The sequence below is a fragment of the Priestia endophytica DSM 13796 genome, from assembly GCF_900115845.1.
Taxonomy (GTDB): Bacteria; Bacillota; Bacilli; order Bacillales; family Bacillaceae_H; genus Bacillus_I; species Bacillus_I endophytica.
Map to the genome: position 1 here is coordinate 481,562 of NZ_FOXX01000001.1, position 16,297 is coordinate 497,858.

Sequence of the window (16,297 nt, forward strand, 5' to 3'; positions counted from 1 at the left end):
CCACTCTATTATTTTGAAGCTGTTAGTCTTTTATGAATAATACTTCCAATGAAACGTGCTAATAAGTTGAACACAAGAACTGCCAATACAAGTACTGCTGAAGAACCATTCGCAATCTCGCTCACGTCAGGAATAAGTCCTTGTGTATTTACAGACCAAATGTGTACAGCTAATGTCTCAGCTGGACGGAAGATATTTAATGGTGATGTTTCAGAAAACGGATTAAGGTTTGCATAATCAAGACGCGGCGTTGAAAGTCCTGCAGTGAAAAGAAGCGCTGCTGCTTCCCCAAATACACGTCCAGATGCTAAGATAGCTCCCGTTAAAATAGATGGGAATGCTGTTGGCAGTAGAACCGTTTTAATCGTATGCCAATGCGTAATTCCTAATGCAAGACTTGCCTCTTTTTGATCTTTTGGTACAGAGCGAATAGCATCTTCACTCACACGTACCATAACAGGTAAGTTAAATACAGTAAGAGCTAGAGCTCCACCGATAATCGTGTAGCCCCATCCTGTTAAGTTAACAAACATTAATAAACCAAACATCCCAATAACAATAGATGGAAGTGAAGCTAAAACTTCAATACAAGTACGAATAAAATCTGTTACTTTTCCTGGTTTTGCGTATTCAGCCATATAAATTCCGCCGCCAATACCAAGCGGAACGGTAATAATCATTGTGATGACAAGAATATATAGAGAGTTAAAAAGCTGATCTCGTATTCCACCGCCTGCCATAACTGCACTTGATGGATTTGTTATAAAATCAAATGAAAGCTGTTTAAAACCGTTAACAATAATATAAGAAAATAATGCCACAAGCAGCGACACAATAATTCCTGCGATGACGATAAATACTCCTGTCGCAATTTTATCCCACTTCTTACTGTTCATTACATTTTCCTCCTAGCAGATAGATAGCGAATAACAAGAATGAAAGCAAATGACATAATCAAAAGGATAAGCCCCATTGACCATAGCGTATTATTTTCGATACTTCCATATGTTGTATGTCCCATATTCAGTGTAATAATTGTTGTTAGTGTTGCTGATGGGTCTAGCAGTGTTTCTGGAAGATTTCTTGTATTTCCAATTACCATCTGAACTGCTAATGCTTCTCCAAAGGCACGAGCCATCCCAAGGACAATTGCTGTCAAAAGAGACGGAAGAGCTGCAGGAATTAATACTTTTCGAATCGTTTGCCAACGAGTAGCTCCAAGTGCATAAGAGCCGTCGCGAAGGCTTTTCGGTAATGAACTCATTGCATCTGTTGCAATCGTTGTAACCGTTGGAAGAATCATAATAGATAAGACGATTGTTCCAGTTAATATACTAAAGCCAATGCCTCCAAAATTCCCGCGAATATACGGAACAAGTATTGTAAGACCTATGAATCCATAAACAACGGACGGAATACCAACCAGCAGCTCAATAACCGGCTGCAAAATTTTTCGTCCCCATGAAGGTGCGATTTCTGTCATAAAAATAGCTCCTCCAATGCCAAGTGGAGCTGCGATAATTGCCGATAAAAATGTTACGGCAAATGAGCCAAAAATAAACGGAACTGCCCCGAATTCTCCATCTTTTGGATTCCAATCTGTACTGGTTAAAAACTCAATTGGGCTTACACCATTTTTAATGAAGGATTGCAATCCCTTTACTGTTAGGAATATTGTAATTGCGACTGTTGCAGCAATCATAATTAATGCACAAATTCTTACCAACCATTTTCCACGCGTTTCATCCTTATGTTTATTTTTCTTTGAAGTGATGAGACGCTCCCTAGCTGTTAAACTCATTTTATTTTCCATTTTTTAAAACACCCCTAATAACATTGCAATAGGGTAAATGCCTCCTTTTAGCACTTACCCCATTACTTTAAATAGTTTTCCTAAAGAGCCATGAAATGTTTTTATTTATCTGTCTGTTTACCTTCTGCGTCACGCTCAACTTCCATATTGATTGCTGGAATGTAACCTTGGTCTGTAAGAACAGATTTTTGGAATTCTTCACCCATCATGTAGTCTAAAAATGCTTTAGCTACGCCTTCAGCTTCGCCTTTAGTATAAGAATGTTGATAAGCCCAGATTGGGAATTCACCTTTTTGAACATTTTCATCTGTTGCTTTAACACCATCAACTGAAAGCGGTGTTACTGTATCATCAGTGAAATATGAAAATGCTAGATATCCTACAGCACCTTCAGTTTCAGAGATAATCTTTTTAACTGTGTTTGAAGAATCTTCTGTTACGCCTTCTGCAGGTGTTTCACCATCTAAACCATATTTTACGAAAGTATCACGAGTACCAGAAGAATCTGGACGGTTTACAAGAACGATCTTTTGGTCTTTCCCACCAAGTTCTTTCCAGTTTTTAATTTCACCAGTGAATACTTTTTTTAGATCTTCTTTAGAAATATCTTTAATGCCTACTTCAGGGTTTACAGCAGCTGTCATACCAACAACGGCTACTTTATGGTCAACAAGCTCGTCTGCTGGAATACCTTCTTTTTCTTCTGCAAATACATCAGAGTTTCCAATGTCTACAGAGCCTTCAGAAACTTGGCTAAGTCCTGTACCAGAACCACCAGCTTGTACTTGTACGTCAACGCCTGGGTTTTCGTTCATGAATTGTTCAGCAGCAGCAGCTACTAAAGGTTGCATTGCACTTGAACCAGAAACTGTGATTGACCCAGAAAGTTCTTCTGAATTGCCATCTCCTGAACCACTATTTCCTTCACCGTCTTCTTTTGCACTGTTGTTTCCACAAGCTGCAGCGATGATTACTACTAACGATAGCATCATCATGAATGTGAGACGCTTGAAGCTTTTCATTGGTAATTCCCCCTAAGAATATTCGTTGTTTTGTCCTACGAGTACTACAATAACGCTCAATTTTTAAACTAGTTTTAATCGAATGTAAATGTTTTGTAAATGTTGCATATTTTTTGTAGACCTTTTCTCCTATTTATCTATGTAAAATCGACAAAAAGGGAAGACAATCGCGCTTGAACGCTTTCGTCTTCCCTCTTTTAGACCTAGTTTATTTTAAAATATTATTGAGCATTTTCTTTATCTTCATTTTGTTCAAAATAAGCATCCAGAATATCCATTCCAATATTTTTTGACATTGGATTATCTGAACTTATGGCATATGGCACAACAACAGCAAAGGCTACTTCAGGATTATCATATGGAGCATAGCCAACAAGTGTCACATTATAGGTTTCTACATTCGGACCTTCTCCTTCTGTGTAAAGAGACTGAGCTGTTCCTGTCTTACCAGCAGGGTTGTATGATTTACTTGCAAACTGTTTAGCTGTTCCCGTGGTCATTACGCTTCTAAAACCACGTTGCACAATATCAATGTATTCATTTTTCATTGAAATACGGTTTAAAATCTCCGGTTCTGTAGCGTGTAAAACTTTTCCTGGTTTATCTTCTTCAATGGTTGCCTCCCGAATTTCTTTAACAAGCTGTGGACGAACTCGGTATCCGTCGTTTGCAATTGTTGAGACATACTGGACAAGTTGTAACGGGGTATACGTATCATACTGTCCAATCGATAAGTCAAGCGCCAAACCTGGGTTGAACTCTGACCCTTTATAGCCTGTAAACTCATTTTGTAAATCAAGCCCTGTTTCAACTCCTAAACCAAACTGACCATAATAGTTACGAAGCTGTTCAAATGTTTTAGGACCGATTTGTAGTGAGCCGTTTCTAACATACTTAGCTCCAGCCATTTCAATAACTGTTTTGAACATATATACGTTTGATGACTTCGCAAGAGCTCCATTGATACCAAGAGTTCCTAAGCTATTGCTATATGACCCTTTCTTTGGCGTGCTTGCAATGTAAAGTGGTTCATCTAAAAACATGGTATTTGGAGTAATTGCTCCTGAATCAAGACCCGCTAGGATTGTTGCTCCTTTTACAGTTGATCCCATACCATATGAAGAAACAAGATTCCCAAGTGCAAAATCTTTAATTTCTTCTTTTCCGTTTTCGTTTTTTTCAAATCGCTTTCCACCCATTGCTAAAATATCGCCTGTTTTTGGGTTCATCATAATCGCAAATGCTCGGTCAAGATATGGTTCACCTTGATACGTTTTTAAATTTCTCGTTAGCGATTCTTCAACTGCTTTTTGAAGCTCCATGTCAATTGTTAAAACAAGATCGCGTCCTCGCTCACCTTCTTGAATTGACTCTGTACCAATAATGTCCCCCTCTTCGTTGTTAATATATTCAACACGCTCTTTTTCACCATTTAGCGTTTCTTCATAGCGAGCTTCAAGATAACTTTTTCCAACTCTATCACTTCTGCTATATTCTCGCACAAGAAAGTGCTGAAGCTTCTCTTCTGGCAATCCTTCTCCTTCAGAGGTGATGTTTCCTAGAAGAGAGCGCAAAAGGTCATCATAAACATAGCTTCTTTCCCAAAGCACTGTTGTATTAACACCTGGAAGATCTGCTAGGTTCTCACTAACGCGGGCATATTCCTCTTTTGTAACGCCTTCCCCTTTAATCACTTGAGGAGTTTGTTTATAACCGCCATCCATCGCAATTTTTATCGCAATAATCTCCTCATCCTGCTTAGAAAGTGAAGATAGATCTTTCTTTGTAATACGTTTAAGCTGCAGATCGTAAGCTCCTTTATCAGATAATTCTTTCTTTTCAATCTCTTCTTGTGGTACTTTCGCTTCCGCTTTCTTTTTATTCGTTAAAATCCAATAATCTTTTTTATCGCGTTCCGTAACATCTTCGACTGGTTTATCAATCATTTTTGCTAATTTTCTAGCTACTGAAAGTGTCTTTTCCGGATCGTCCTCAAATCGAGTATACGTAATAGCCTCAAGCGGAACATTATCAACAATTGATCTGTAGCTGCTATCATAAATCTTTCCGCGAGGAACGGGGTTTTCAACAGACACGTCCTGCATTTCTTCCGCTTCGCGTTTGTACTCTTCTCCTCTTACAATTTGAACAAGTCCAAGCCTTAAAATAAGTACAGCAAAAAGAAAAAAGACAATACAAAACAATAAGTTGATTCTTGTTGAAAGTTGAGATTTTCTTCTCTTCTTTTTCATTCCTTCTCCCCCTGTAGAAATTCCTCCAAAAATAAAGGCACCTTTTTGCAAGGTGCCTCTACTTGTTGTCACATATAGTTTAATCCATTATTAGTAAAATTTCTACAAATTTAACTATTTTTCTAGTTTAATCTTCACTGTTTGGAGCTTGAACGCCGCCTTCTGTATTCAGGTTTTCTTCTTGATCTTTTTCTCCTTCTTCTTTCTTTTCAAAGTAAGAGTCGAGAACGTCTTTTGCTACTCTTTGACTCATTTTCCCTACATCTTTGCCGTTTGCATATGGAACAACAACAGCAAAAGCTACTTCTGGATTGTCATAAGGAGCATAACCAACTAACGTATGATTCTCTACTGAAGGAGGTTCAGTTCCTTTGGGTCTCTTTCCTTCTGTATAAAATGACTCAGCTGTTCCTGTTTTTCCAGCTGGATTATACGTGGCATTTCTAAATGTTGTGGCCGCTGTTCCTTTAGCACCTACCATAACGCGACGGAAACCATTTTGTACAACATCAATATATTCTTGCTTCATTGAAATACGGTTCAGAATTTCCGGTTCTGATTCATAAAGAATCTTGCCTTCCTGATCTTCATCAACTGTTGATTCACGGACTTCTTTTAAAAGCTGTGGTCTAACACGATAACCATCATTTGCAATTGTTGATACATATTGAACAAGCTGCAGTGGTGTATATGTATCATACTGACCAATTCCTAAATCAAGCGCAAAACCTGGGCTATATTTTGAACCTTGGTATCCTGTAAATTCATTTTGTAAATCCAGTCCTGTTTCAACACCTAAGCCAAACTGTGCATAATAATTTCGTAGTTGGTCAAATGTTGATTTTGGAATATTAATAGAATGATCGTAAACATAGTTAGCATGGGCCATTCTCATCACAGTTTTGAACATGTAGACGTTTGAGGATCTCTCTAAAGCTGTCCCAATTCCTATTGGTCCCATGGTAGTATAAGAACTCTTTTCTTTTGTCCCTTTAATTTTAACGGGTTGGTCATTAATAATGGTTCCAGGTTCAATTGCCCCTGAATCTAAACCAGCTAAAATTGTTGCTCCTTTAACAGTAGATCCCATGTTATAAGAGGAAACAAGATTTCCAAGCGCATAGTCTGTTAACTCTTCTTTACCTGTTTCCTCATTCATTTGATAACGTTTCCCGCCTAGCGCTAAAATATCACCTGTACGCGGGTCCATTGCAATAGCAAAAGCACGGTCCAAATACGGATTTGCTCCATTATGCTGAGCTTTAAGGTTCTTTGTTAAGCTTTCTTCAACAACCTTTTGCAATTCCATATCAATTGTTAACACAAGATCACGACCGCGCTGACCTTCTTTAATTAACTCTGTATCTAATATATCGCCTGCACTATTATTAATATACTCCACTTGCTCTTTTTGACCGTTCAGAAGTTCTTCATAACGTGATTCAAGATAGCTTTTCCCAACTTGATCATTGCGTCCATAGTCACGAGTTAAATAATAATCTAACCGTTCTTTTGGTAATCCTTCTTCATCACTTGTAATGTTGCCTATTAACGAGCGCAGTAAACCATCATAAACATAGTTGCGATTCCAGTAAGTTGTTGTGTTAACACCTGGGAGATCTGCTAAGTTTTCACTAACTCTAGCATATTCTTTGGCTGTTACACCTTCATTCTTAATATATTGAGGCGTCATTTTATAACCACTATCCATCTCTCGCTTAATCGCAATAACTTCTTTTTCTCCATCCGAAATCGTTCCTAACTCTTTTTTCGTAATGCGATCAAGCTGCAGGCTATAGACCTTTTTATCTGACAGCTCTTTTTTCTCAATTTCACTTTGTGGTACTAATTTTTTCGCTTTGTTCGGATGAATTAGAATCCAATAATCTTTCATATCGCGATCCGTTACTTTGTCTGTTGGCTTGTCAATCAGTTTTGCTAGCTTATTCGCTACTTTTAGCGACTGTTCTGGATCGTTTTTAACACGCGTATATGTAATTGCATTAACGGGTTTGTTATCGACAATAGAGCGATGGTACCGATCATAAATTTTCCCACGCGGAGCAGGATTGCTTACTGTCGAGTCTTGTTCTGCTTCTGCTTCTCGTTTATATTCTTCTCCTTGGACAATTTGAACGAGACCAAGTCTCAAAATCAAAATGGCAAAAAGGAGAAAAACAACAAAAAACAGAAGATTAACGCGTGTTGTAATGTGCGTTCTTTTTCTGCCTTTTTTTCTTTTCATATTTCCCTCTCCTTACTATATCAGACCAAAATAAAAGCACCTTTTAAAAAGGTGCTTTTATTGTTACGTGACTATTATAATCCAATTTTGGTAAATTTTCTATAAAAAGAGGGGTTTTTCTATTTTATTCATCTCCACTTGATGCTTCAGAGTCTTCACTGTCTACAGCTTGAACGCCGCCTGCTGCATTCAAGTTTTCTTGCTGATCTTTCTCGCCTTCTTCTTTTTTCTCAAAGTAAGCATCTAACGCATCTTTTGCAACTTGTTGACTCATTGTCCCAATATCGCTTGTCGTTCCATATGGCACAACAACAGCGAAGGCTACTTCAGGATTGTCGTAAGGTGCATAACCAACAAGCGTATGGTTTTCTGTTTCAGGTGGCTCTGTACCTTCTGGGCGATCTCCTTCTGTATAGAATGACTGAGCTGTACCTGTTTTTCCTGCTGGATTGTATGCTGCATTTTTAAATGTCTTTGCAGCTGTACCAGAGGTCATAACACGACGGAAACCATTTTGTACAACATCAATATACTCATCTTTCATAGAAATGCGGTTTAGAATTTCTGGTTCTGATTCATAAAGAATTTTCCCTTCTTTATCTTCATCAACCGTTGCTTCTCGCACCTCTTTTAAAAGCTGTGGCTTCACTCGATAACCGTCGTTTGCAATTGTTGACACATATTGAACAAGCTGTAGCGGTGTGTATGTATCATACTGACCAATCCCTAAGTCAAGTGCAAAACCCGGATTATATTTTGTACCTTGATATCCTGTAAATTCATTTTGTAAATCAAGACCTGTTTCAGTTCCAAGACCAAACTGTGAATAGTAATTACGTAGTTGATCAAAAGTTGATTTTGGAATGTTAAGTGAACGTCCAGGAACGTAATTAGCATCAGCCATAGCCATTACTGTTTTAAACATATAAACGTTTGATGACATCTCTAGAGCTGTTCCTATTCCAATTCGCCCCATATTTTTATATGATTTTTTAAGGGGAGTTCCTTTAATTTTGATTGGTTCATCTACAAAAGTAGTTCCTGGTTGGATAGCTCCTGAATCAAGACCTGCTAAAATTGTTGCTCCTTTAACAGTCGAACCCATATTATAAGAGGAAACAAGATTTCCAAGCGCATAGTCTGTTATCTCTTGAACACCTGTTTTCTCATTTTTCTCATAGCGCTTCCCAGCCATTGCTAGAATGTCACCATTACGTGGGTCCATCATCATAACAAATGCACGGTCCATATATGGATTTCCACTATGATGAGCCTGAAGACGTTTTGTTAAACTCTCTTCGACTGCTTTTTGCAGCTCCATATCAATTGTTAGTACAAGATCGCGACCGCGTTGCCCTTCCTTCACTAACTCAGTATCTAATATGTCGCCTGCTTCATTATTAATATATTCTACTTGCTCTTTTTGACCGTTTAACAGTTCCTCGTAGCGAGATTCAAGATAGCTTTTCCCAACTTGATCGTTACGACTGTAGTCGCGCGTTAAGTAGTAGTCTAAGCGATCTTTTGGAAGCCCTTCTTCATCGCTCGTAATATTTCCTAAAAGCGAGCGAAGTAATCCATCATAAACATAGTTTCGTTTCCAGTATGTTGTTGTATTAACACCTGGAAGGTCAGCTAAATTCTCACTAACGCGAGCATATTCTGCATCTGTTACACCTTCATTTTTAATGTTCTGAGGCGTCATTTTGTACCCGCTGTCCATTTCGCGCTTAATTGCAATAACTTCCATATCAGCATCCGAAATAGAAGCAAGATCTTTCTTTGTAATACGTTCAAGCTGAAGATCATAGACTTTATCATCAGATAACTCTTTTTTCTTAATTTCGCTCTGCGGAACTAGATTTTTGGCCTTCTTCGGGTGAATCATAAGCCAATAATCTTTCATATCTCGTTCTGTTACTTTGTCTGTTGATTTATCAATAAGCTTTGCAAGCTTCTTCGCCACTTTAAGAGACTGTTCAGGGTCATTTTTAAAGCGCGTATACGTAATCGCATTAAGCGGCTTATTATCAACAATTGAACGATGATATCGATCATAAATCTTACCCCGTGGAGCTGGGTTACTCACTGTTGAATCCTGCGTTTCTTCTACTTCTCGTTTGTAATCTTCACCTTGGACAATTTGAACAAGACCAAGCCTTAAAATTAAAATTGCAAAAAGAAGAAAAACAACAAAAAACAGGAGGTTAAGTCGCAACGAAATGTGCGTTTTTTTTCTTCTCTTTTTCTTCATCCCTTCACCTTCAATCTCTCGCTATTCCACAAACAAATAAGACACCTATGGAAGGTGCCCTATTAACTGTCTAGTGTTATTTTAATGCAAATAAAGAAAGATTTCTACCGCCAAATTACTCATGCAGGTGACTCTCCATCACCTTCATTTAAAGTTTTTTTGGAAATTGAGGGTTCTTCTTCCTTTATTTTTTCTAAGGGCTTCAATGATACATGACGAACAAAAAAATAAATAGTTGCATGTCCAACTCCGATTATTGCTAAAAGAATGGGCACACTTTGTTTTTCATCAAAAAAGGTGATGGCCCCGATAAATAAAAGAATGGAGATAATTCGTCCCATATTTAAAAAAACATCCCGTACAACGATAAACTCAATTCGCTTTTCTTTAATCCCTTCAGCTCTCCCAATTACGTCAAACGTGATCGACATATAAGGAACAAGTAAAAGCGGATATCCAATTGCAATACAAACAGCATAGCATAACAATTTAACATACGTTACTTTAAAAATAATTAAAAAGACAGAAGCATATAGCAAAAGTCCACCTGCTAAGATTGACTTGTATCGATGCTTCTTCTTTATAAATCGTGATGCTAAATAATAGCCAACAAAAGCGACAGCAGAATTAACAAGACCAAATGTTCCTAGCGCAAGCTCACTGTTTGTCGTAATAAAAACAAGAACAGAGATAATAAAAATAAAGGTTCCTTCTCGGATTCCTTGGAAAAGGTGTGCATATAAAATAAGACGCCAATTTCGATTCTTTTTTCGTTCAGCAAGTACTTCTTTAAAGCGATACTTTCCTTCTGCTTCTCTTCTTTTAAGAAAGAAACTTAATACAACAGCGCTTAGGAATAAAAATAAAGAAGTAAAAAAGATAATTTTATATCCCGTCATTTTAATGAAAGACGAGATAATCAATCCTGCCACAATGGGACCAATCATTCCTGCGAATGAATTCAATATCCCCATAAATCCGTTAAAAAAATCTCTTGTTTCAGGTTCTGTAATCTCAAATGTTAATACATCAAAAGCAAGCCAGTAAAATCCATAGCCAATTCCAAGCAAAGCTCCTAAGAGTAAAAGGAGCGATGAAGCATTGTTCCCAACAAGTAAGACCGTAATATAAAAGACCGCTAAAAATGATACTCCTAGTCTTAAAACAATAACTCGATCCACTTTCTTAGCAAGCTTCCCTGCTACAACAAATGTCAAAGGATGAAAAATCACAATGGCTAGGTTGTAGAGAGCAAGATCCAAAAACTGCCCTGATTGCTTCCATAAATAGACGTTTACGAACGTATTGGATAATGATATTGCAAGTGAATAAAGAGCTCCAACCGTTAAAAGAAGCAAAAGATCTTTCGTAACTTCAACATCCCCAAACACTTTTTTCAAAACTGCCATACGTAAAACTCCTTTTCTCTTCTACCCCTAGTTTGGCAAAAGATAAAAGAGTTATACTACATAATGTAATTTTGAACAAAGGAATATAACTTCTCCAATAAAAAAACTCAGAGACATGTTGTCTCCGAGCCTTTTTATTAGAAGCGTTTCTCTTATTTTGCTGCTTCGTAACGTTTTGATACTTCGTCCCAGTTTACAACATTCCAGAATGCTGAAATGTAGTCTGGACGACGATTTTGGTAGTTTAAATAGTAAGCATGCTCCCAAACGTCTAAACCTAGGACAGGTGTTTTACCTTCCATAAGCGGTGAATCTTGGTTTGGAGTGCTTGTGATTGCAACTTCGCCGTTATCTACAACAAGCCAAGCCCAACCAGAACCGAAGCGGCCTGCTGCAGCTGCTGCGAATTCTTCTTGGAATTTCTCGTAGCTTCCAAATTTTTTGTTGATTGCATCTGCTAATTCGCCAGTTGGCTCACCGCCACCTTCTGGTGAAAGGATTGTCCAGAAAAGGCTGTGGTTAGCATGTCCACCACCGTTGTTGCGTACAGCTGTACGAATGTTTTCAGGTACAGCGTCTAAGTTTGATACTAGTTCTTCAATGCTTTTAGATTCAAGATCAGTACCTTTGATTGCATCGTTCAACTTAGTTACATATGTGTTGTGGTGTTTCGTATGGTGAATGTTCATTGTTTCCTTGTCGATATGTGGTTCAAGTGCGTCATACGCGTAAGGTAATTGTGGTAATTCATGTGCCATGAAAAATTCCTCCTTTAGATTATGTAAAATTTGTGGGAGCAAAAATTGCTCCGTTAGCTTTAGAATAGCAAATATACCCTATTGTTTCAATCAAAATGATTTTCTTCTTACTGAAACAACGAGTTTATATTTACCTTTTACCCGATTTTTATACGACTAAACAAAAAAAGTTTTCTGCATAGCAGAAAACTTGTTAATATCATATGTATGGAGGAGGAAGGGGGATTCGAACCCCCGCGGGTTTTGACACCCCTGTCGGTTTTCAAGACCGATCCCTTCAGCCGGACTTGGGTATTCCTCCACCTGAAATTATGGTGGACCCTGCAGGACTCGAACCTGCGACCGGACGGTTATGAGCCGTCTGCTCTAACCAGCTGAGCTAAGGGTCCTTTATGTATAATATAATAAAACAATAGCGGCGGAGGGGATCGAACCCCCGACCTCACGGGTATGAACCGTACGCTCTAGCCAGCTGAGCTACACCGCCAAATGGCTCCACAGGTAGGATTCGAACCTACGACCGATCGGTTAACAGCCGATAGCTCTACCACTGAGCTACTGTGGAACATTAAATAGGACAATATCTAATTTATCATCAAGACAAGCTTTTGTCAATCGTTTTCTAAGAAAAAAATAAAGTTAAAGTTAAGGATGATAGCTTTCTATTTTACATTCCACTCTCATCCTTAACGATTAGGAATTATTTTGTTCTAAAATGTGCTGAGATAGTTTTTCAGCATAGTCTCCAATTCTCTCCAAATTATTGATAATATCCACAAATAAGATACCAGCTGCTCCTGAACATTCCCCTTCATTTAAACGTAGAATATGCTTTTTGCGCAGTACCCTTTCCATTCGGTCAATCCGATCTTCAATTTCAAGAACGCTACGGGCGCTTTTTATGTTTTTACTTTCCAAAGCTTTTATTGTTTCAGAAAGGGCTTTTGAAGTACTTTGGAACATTTCTTCTAAATCTGAAGAAGCCTCATTTGTAAAAAAGACTTTATTAGCAAGTTGATAATCCACAAATTCCGTAATATTCTCACAATGAGCTCCTATTCTTTTTAAATAATGCACTTCTTCTTGGAGCCTAAAGTAATCTTCACTTTCAAGCGTTGATAAAGCATTCTCAGATAACAGGAGAAAATACGCTTTTATTTTCCTTTCCTTGCTTTCTAAGGTTTCCATTAGATTTGCGACCTCTTGAGCATGTATACGATCTCTCGTACTTAAATAGCTGTAAGCTTGTGCAAAGTTTTTTGATAAAAGATGACTCATTTCAATAATTTCTTTTTGCACTTGACTCAAGGCAACTGTCGGGGCTTGCTCAATAAACTGTCTATCAAGATATCCCTGATTTTGAGTTGCAAAGGTATTTCTTTCTGGAAGAGCTTTTGTGACTAAATATACGAGTACACCTACAAACGGAAGCCAAAGAAGTGTGTTGAAAATATTAAAGAAAGCGTGTGCAACAGCAATTGTAATTGCTCCATTGAGGTGAAAATAAACTTGAACAACAGATATAAATGCTGTAAACACAGGAAGGAATGCTAAAAAAACAATCGTCCCTGACACATTTAATAAGACATGTGTTAAAGCTGCCCTTTTAGCGAGTACAGAGGCACTTAAAGAAGCTAAAACGACCGTCACTGTTGTCCCAATATTTGCACCAAATAAAACAGGAAGTGCCGCTGTTAAGCTAATAGAATCCTGCTTATACAACTCTTGCAAAACCCCAATTGAAACACTTGATTTTTGGACAACTGCAGTAAAAATTGTCCCCATACTTACTCCAAAAAAAGGATTGTTCCCCATATTTAAAATAAAATCTTGAAATATGTCTAACGAAACAATCTCTCTCATACCATCTCCCATAAGCTCTAAACCTAGAAATAAAGCACCAAATCCAAAAATAACTTGTCCTATATAATGAACTTTTTTACTGTAAAAAAATACAATAAGCATTGAGCCAACGGCTAGTGCAGGAAGAAAATAAGAGCTAAAATTGATACCAATAATGAAAGCTGTTAGCGTCGTACCAATATTTGCTCCCATTATAACGCCAATAGCTTGTCTTAATGTCATAAATCTTGCACTTACTAACCCAAGAACAATAATAATCATTCCAGAACTGCTTTGAACAAGAATTGTTGAAATCATTCCGGCAAAAACACCGATAATAGGATTGCTCGTAAACGTATCAATAACTTTCCTGAGCCTCTCCCCTGTTGATTTCTGTAATCCTTCTCCTAAATATGTAATCGCAAATACAAAGAGGCCAAGACCTCCAATAAATTCAAAAATTTGCTTCTGGAGCGTTACATCCACCGCTTCCCCTCCTTTAGCATCATGATGCTTTCCCTTTGTTCTCCGATAGAAGGCCTTATTTATAAGTATGGACGATAATATACTTAAAAGACAACAAGATCTTTATATTTTTATCCAATCCTTTCTTGTTTTCTTTTATTTAATAACCTTTTGCTATAAAGGAGTTAATACAAATATGGATTCGCAATAACATTAATCCGCCATTATAATAGTTATGAAGATGTTGTAAAATATTTATTCAACCTTGCTCTTCTGTACCTTAAACATGATTGAAGCCAGCGCCACTTCTATATAATTGTTAATATCTGTTATTTTCCATCCATTAAAAAAATGTTTTCTCCTCCTATAAATTCCTTTTTAACATTTTAAGTATTATGTTGCCAAAATGTAACTCCTTCAAAACCTCTCCTTGCTTTAATAGATAAAAGAAAATGTTAACTATAAAGATAAAATAACCGTAGACATAAATCTATGTCTACGGTTATTTTCATTCATCCTAACTATAATTACGTACTTTATCTTCTTCTTCGCCTAAAACAGCTTCAGCTATGTTCACAGCATGATCACCGATTCGTTCAAAATTACTAATGATGTCTACAAAGACAATCCCTGCTGAACCTGAACATTTACGTTCATTCAAACGTAAGATATGTTTTTTCCGCAATGCTCGTTCCATAAGATCAATCTTATGTTCCTTTTCTAACACTTCTCGAGCACTATTCAAGTCCTTATGTTCAAGAGCATAGACTGCTTGTTTTACTGCCCTTAAAGTAAGAGAGAACATCTCTTCTAAATCTGCTGAAGCATCATCTGTAATTCTTACTTTATTTGCTAACTGATAATCAATAAGTTCATTGATATTCTCAAAATGGTCACCAATTCGTTCAATATCACGAACAGAATCTAGGAGCATAGAATGTTCTTCACTTTCTCCTGGTGACAGCGAACTCGCTGATAGCAAAACAAGATAATCCGTAATTTTCCGATCAAGATTATTAATTGCGTCTTCAATTTGAACAGCTGTATCAAAATGTTTTCTTTGCTTTGTTTTCATATACTGTCCAGTTTCTTCTACACCTGTTGTGGCAAACTGCCCCATTCGAACAACTTCTTCTTTCGCTTGTCCGAGAGCAATTGATGGCGATTGTTCAATGAAGACCGGGTCGAGATGACGAGGATTGTAGTCAATCGCTGTATCTTTTCCAGGAATTACTTTCGTTACAATATATGCTAAAACACCTACAAATGGAAGCTGAATAAGCGTATTCGTTAAATTAAAAGTACCATGTGCAAAAGCAAGCGTCATTGGTTTATTCAACGAGAAGGCTTCTTGCAGAAAGCCAACAAACTGAGTAAAGAAAGGTAAAATAATTAAGAAGATCGTTGTTCCAATAACATTGAATAACACATGTGTAAGAGCAGCTCTTCTTGCTGCAATTGAAGCACCTAAAGATGCTAATACTGCTGTAATCGTTGTACCAATATTGTCACCAAATAATACAGGAAGTGCTGCTTTTAAATCAATTGCATTTTGTCCGTATAGTTCCTGTAAAATTCCAATTGTAGCACTCGAACTTTGCACAATAACAGTGAAAAGTGTCCCAACAACTACCCCTAAAATAGGATTATCACTCATGCTTACTGTTAACTCTTGAAAAGACTCTAAAGAACGTAGAGGCTTCATTGCCCCTCCCATTAATTCAAGACCAAAGAATAAAGCACCAAATCCAAAGAAGATTTGCCCAATATTATTAACTCGTTTTTTATTAAAGAAAAAGATGAGAACAGATCCAATTGCAAGTATTGGTAATGCATAAGCACCTACATCAATTCCAATAATGAAGGCTGTTACGGTCGTTCCAATATTTGCTCCCATTATAACGCCAATAGCTTGTCTTAAGGTCATAAAACCAGCGCTAACAAGTCCTACAGTAATAACCGTTGTACCAGAACTACTTTGTATTAATATGGTCACTAGCATCCCTGCTAGTACACCCATTATGGGGTTTGTTGTAAACTTATCGAGAATATCACGCAGCTTGTCTCCTGCCGATTTTTGTAAGCCGTCACCCATAGACTTAATACCAAATAAGAAAATCCCAAGTCCACCAATAAATTCAAATATTAATGTTTGGATATCTAATTCCACATCTTCAACCCCTTCAAGCTTTTTATCTCTATTTTTTCGACATTTTTTTGAAACCCACAAATAGTTT

At 37.4% G+C, this 16,297-nt stretch carries 10 protein-coding genes and 4 tRNA genes; all 14 read right to left on the reverse strand.

The annotated features are described in order from the left end of the window. Window positions 1–8: 8 nt before the first annotated feature. A complete protein-coding gene (gene pstA, locus BM012_RS02485) occupies window positions 9–896 on the reverse strand; it encodes a phosphate ABC transporter permease PstA (RefSeq protein WP_061801993.1) in 888 nt (295 codons plus the stop codon). Continuing rightward, window positions 896–1,813 carry a phosphate ABC transporter permease subunit PstC gene (gene pstC / locus BM012_RS02490; protein WP_061801994.1) on the reverse strand — a complete coding sequence of 306 codons (918 nt, stop codon included), beginning with the start codon at window positions 1,811–1,813 and terminating at the stop codon, window positions 896–898. The genes pstA and pstC overlap by 1 nt, the downstream gene beginning before the upstream one ends. A gap of 101 nt (window positions 1,814–1,914) precedes the next feature. Beyond that, window positions 1,915–2,835 carry a phosphate ABC transporter substrate-binding protein gene (locus BM012_RS02495; protein ID WP_061801995.1) on the reverse strand — a complete coding sequence of 307 codons (921 nt, stop codon included), beginning with the start codon at window positions 2,833–2,835 and terminating at the stop codon, window positions 1,915–1,917. Between the two features lie 221 nt (window positions 2,836–3,056). Next, window positions 3,057–5,087, reverse strand: coding sequence for a peptidoglycan D,D-transpeptidase FtsI family protein (locus BM012_RS02500; RefSeq protein ID WP_061802325.1), 2,031 nt, complete (start codon window positions 5,085–5,087; stop codon window positions 3,057–3,059). A 127-nt stretch (window positions 5,088–5,214) separates the two neighbouring features. Next, window positions 5,215–7,332 (reverse strand): peptidoglycan D,D-transpeptidase FtsI family protein, encoded by a 2,118-nt coding sequence (locus BM012_RS02505; RefSeq protein ID WP_061801996.1) that lies wholly within the window; start codon window positions 7,330–7,332, stop codon window positions 5,215–5,217. A gap of 124 nt (window positions 7,333–7,456) precedes the next feature. Then, window positions 7,457–9,586 (reverse strand): peptidoglycan D,D-transpeptidase FtsI family protein, encoded by a 2,130-nt coding sequence (locus BM012_RS02510; RefSeq protein ID WP_061801997.1) that lies wholly within the window; start codon window positions 9,584–9,586, stop codon window positions 7,457–7,459. A gap of 119 nt (window positions 9,587–9,705) precedes the next feature. Further along, a complete protein-coding gene (locus BM012_RS02515) occupies window positions 9,706–10,995 on the reverse strand; it encodes an MFS transporter (protein ID WP_040056804.1) in 1,290 nt (429 codons plus the stop codon). A 152-nt stretch (window positions 10,996–11,147) separates the two neighbouring features. Next, a complete protein-coding gene (sodA, locus tag BM012_RS02520; protein ID WP_046217860.1) occupies window positions 11,148–11,753 on the reverse strand; it encodes a superoxide dismutase SodA in 606 nt (201 codons plus the stop codon). Window positions 11,754–11,961: 208 nt separating this feature from the next. After that, a tRNA-Ser gene (locus tag BM012_RS02525) sits at window positions 11,962–12,054 on the reverse strand. A gap of 11 nt (window positions 12,055–12,065) precedes the next feature. After that, window positions 12,066–12,142, reverse strand: a tRNA-Ile gene (locus BM012_RS02530). A 24-nt stretch (window positions 12,143–12,166) separates the two neighbouring features. Beyond that, window positions 12,167–12,240, reverse strand: a tRNA-Met gene (locus BM012_RS02535). A gap of 3 nt (window positions 12,241–12,243) precedes the next feature. Next, a tRNA-Asn gene (locus BM012_RS02540) sits at window positions 12,244–12,318 on the reverse strand. Between the two features lie 128 nt (window positions 12,319–12,446). Beyond that, entirely contained in the window at window positions 12,447–14,081 is a 1,635-nt protein-coding gene (locus BM012_RS02545) for a Na/Pi cotransporter family protein (protein ID WP_061801998.1), read from the reverse strand. 496 nt (window positions 14,082–14,577) lie between these two features. Then, window positions 14,578–16,230, reverse strand: coding sequence for a Na/Pi cotransporter family protein (locus BM012_RS02550; protein ID WP_061801999.1), 1,653 nt, complete (start codon window positions 16,228–16,230; stop codon window positions 14,578–14,580). Between the last annotated feature and the right edge of the window lie 67 nt (window positions 16,231–16,297).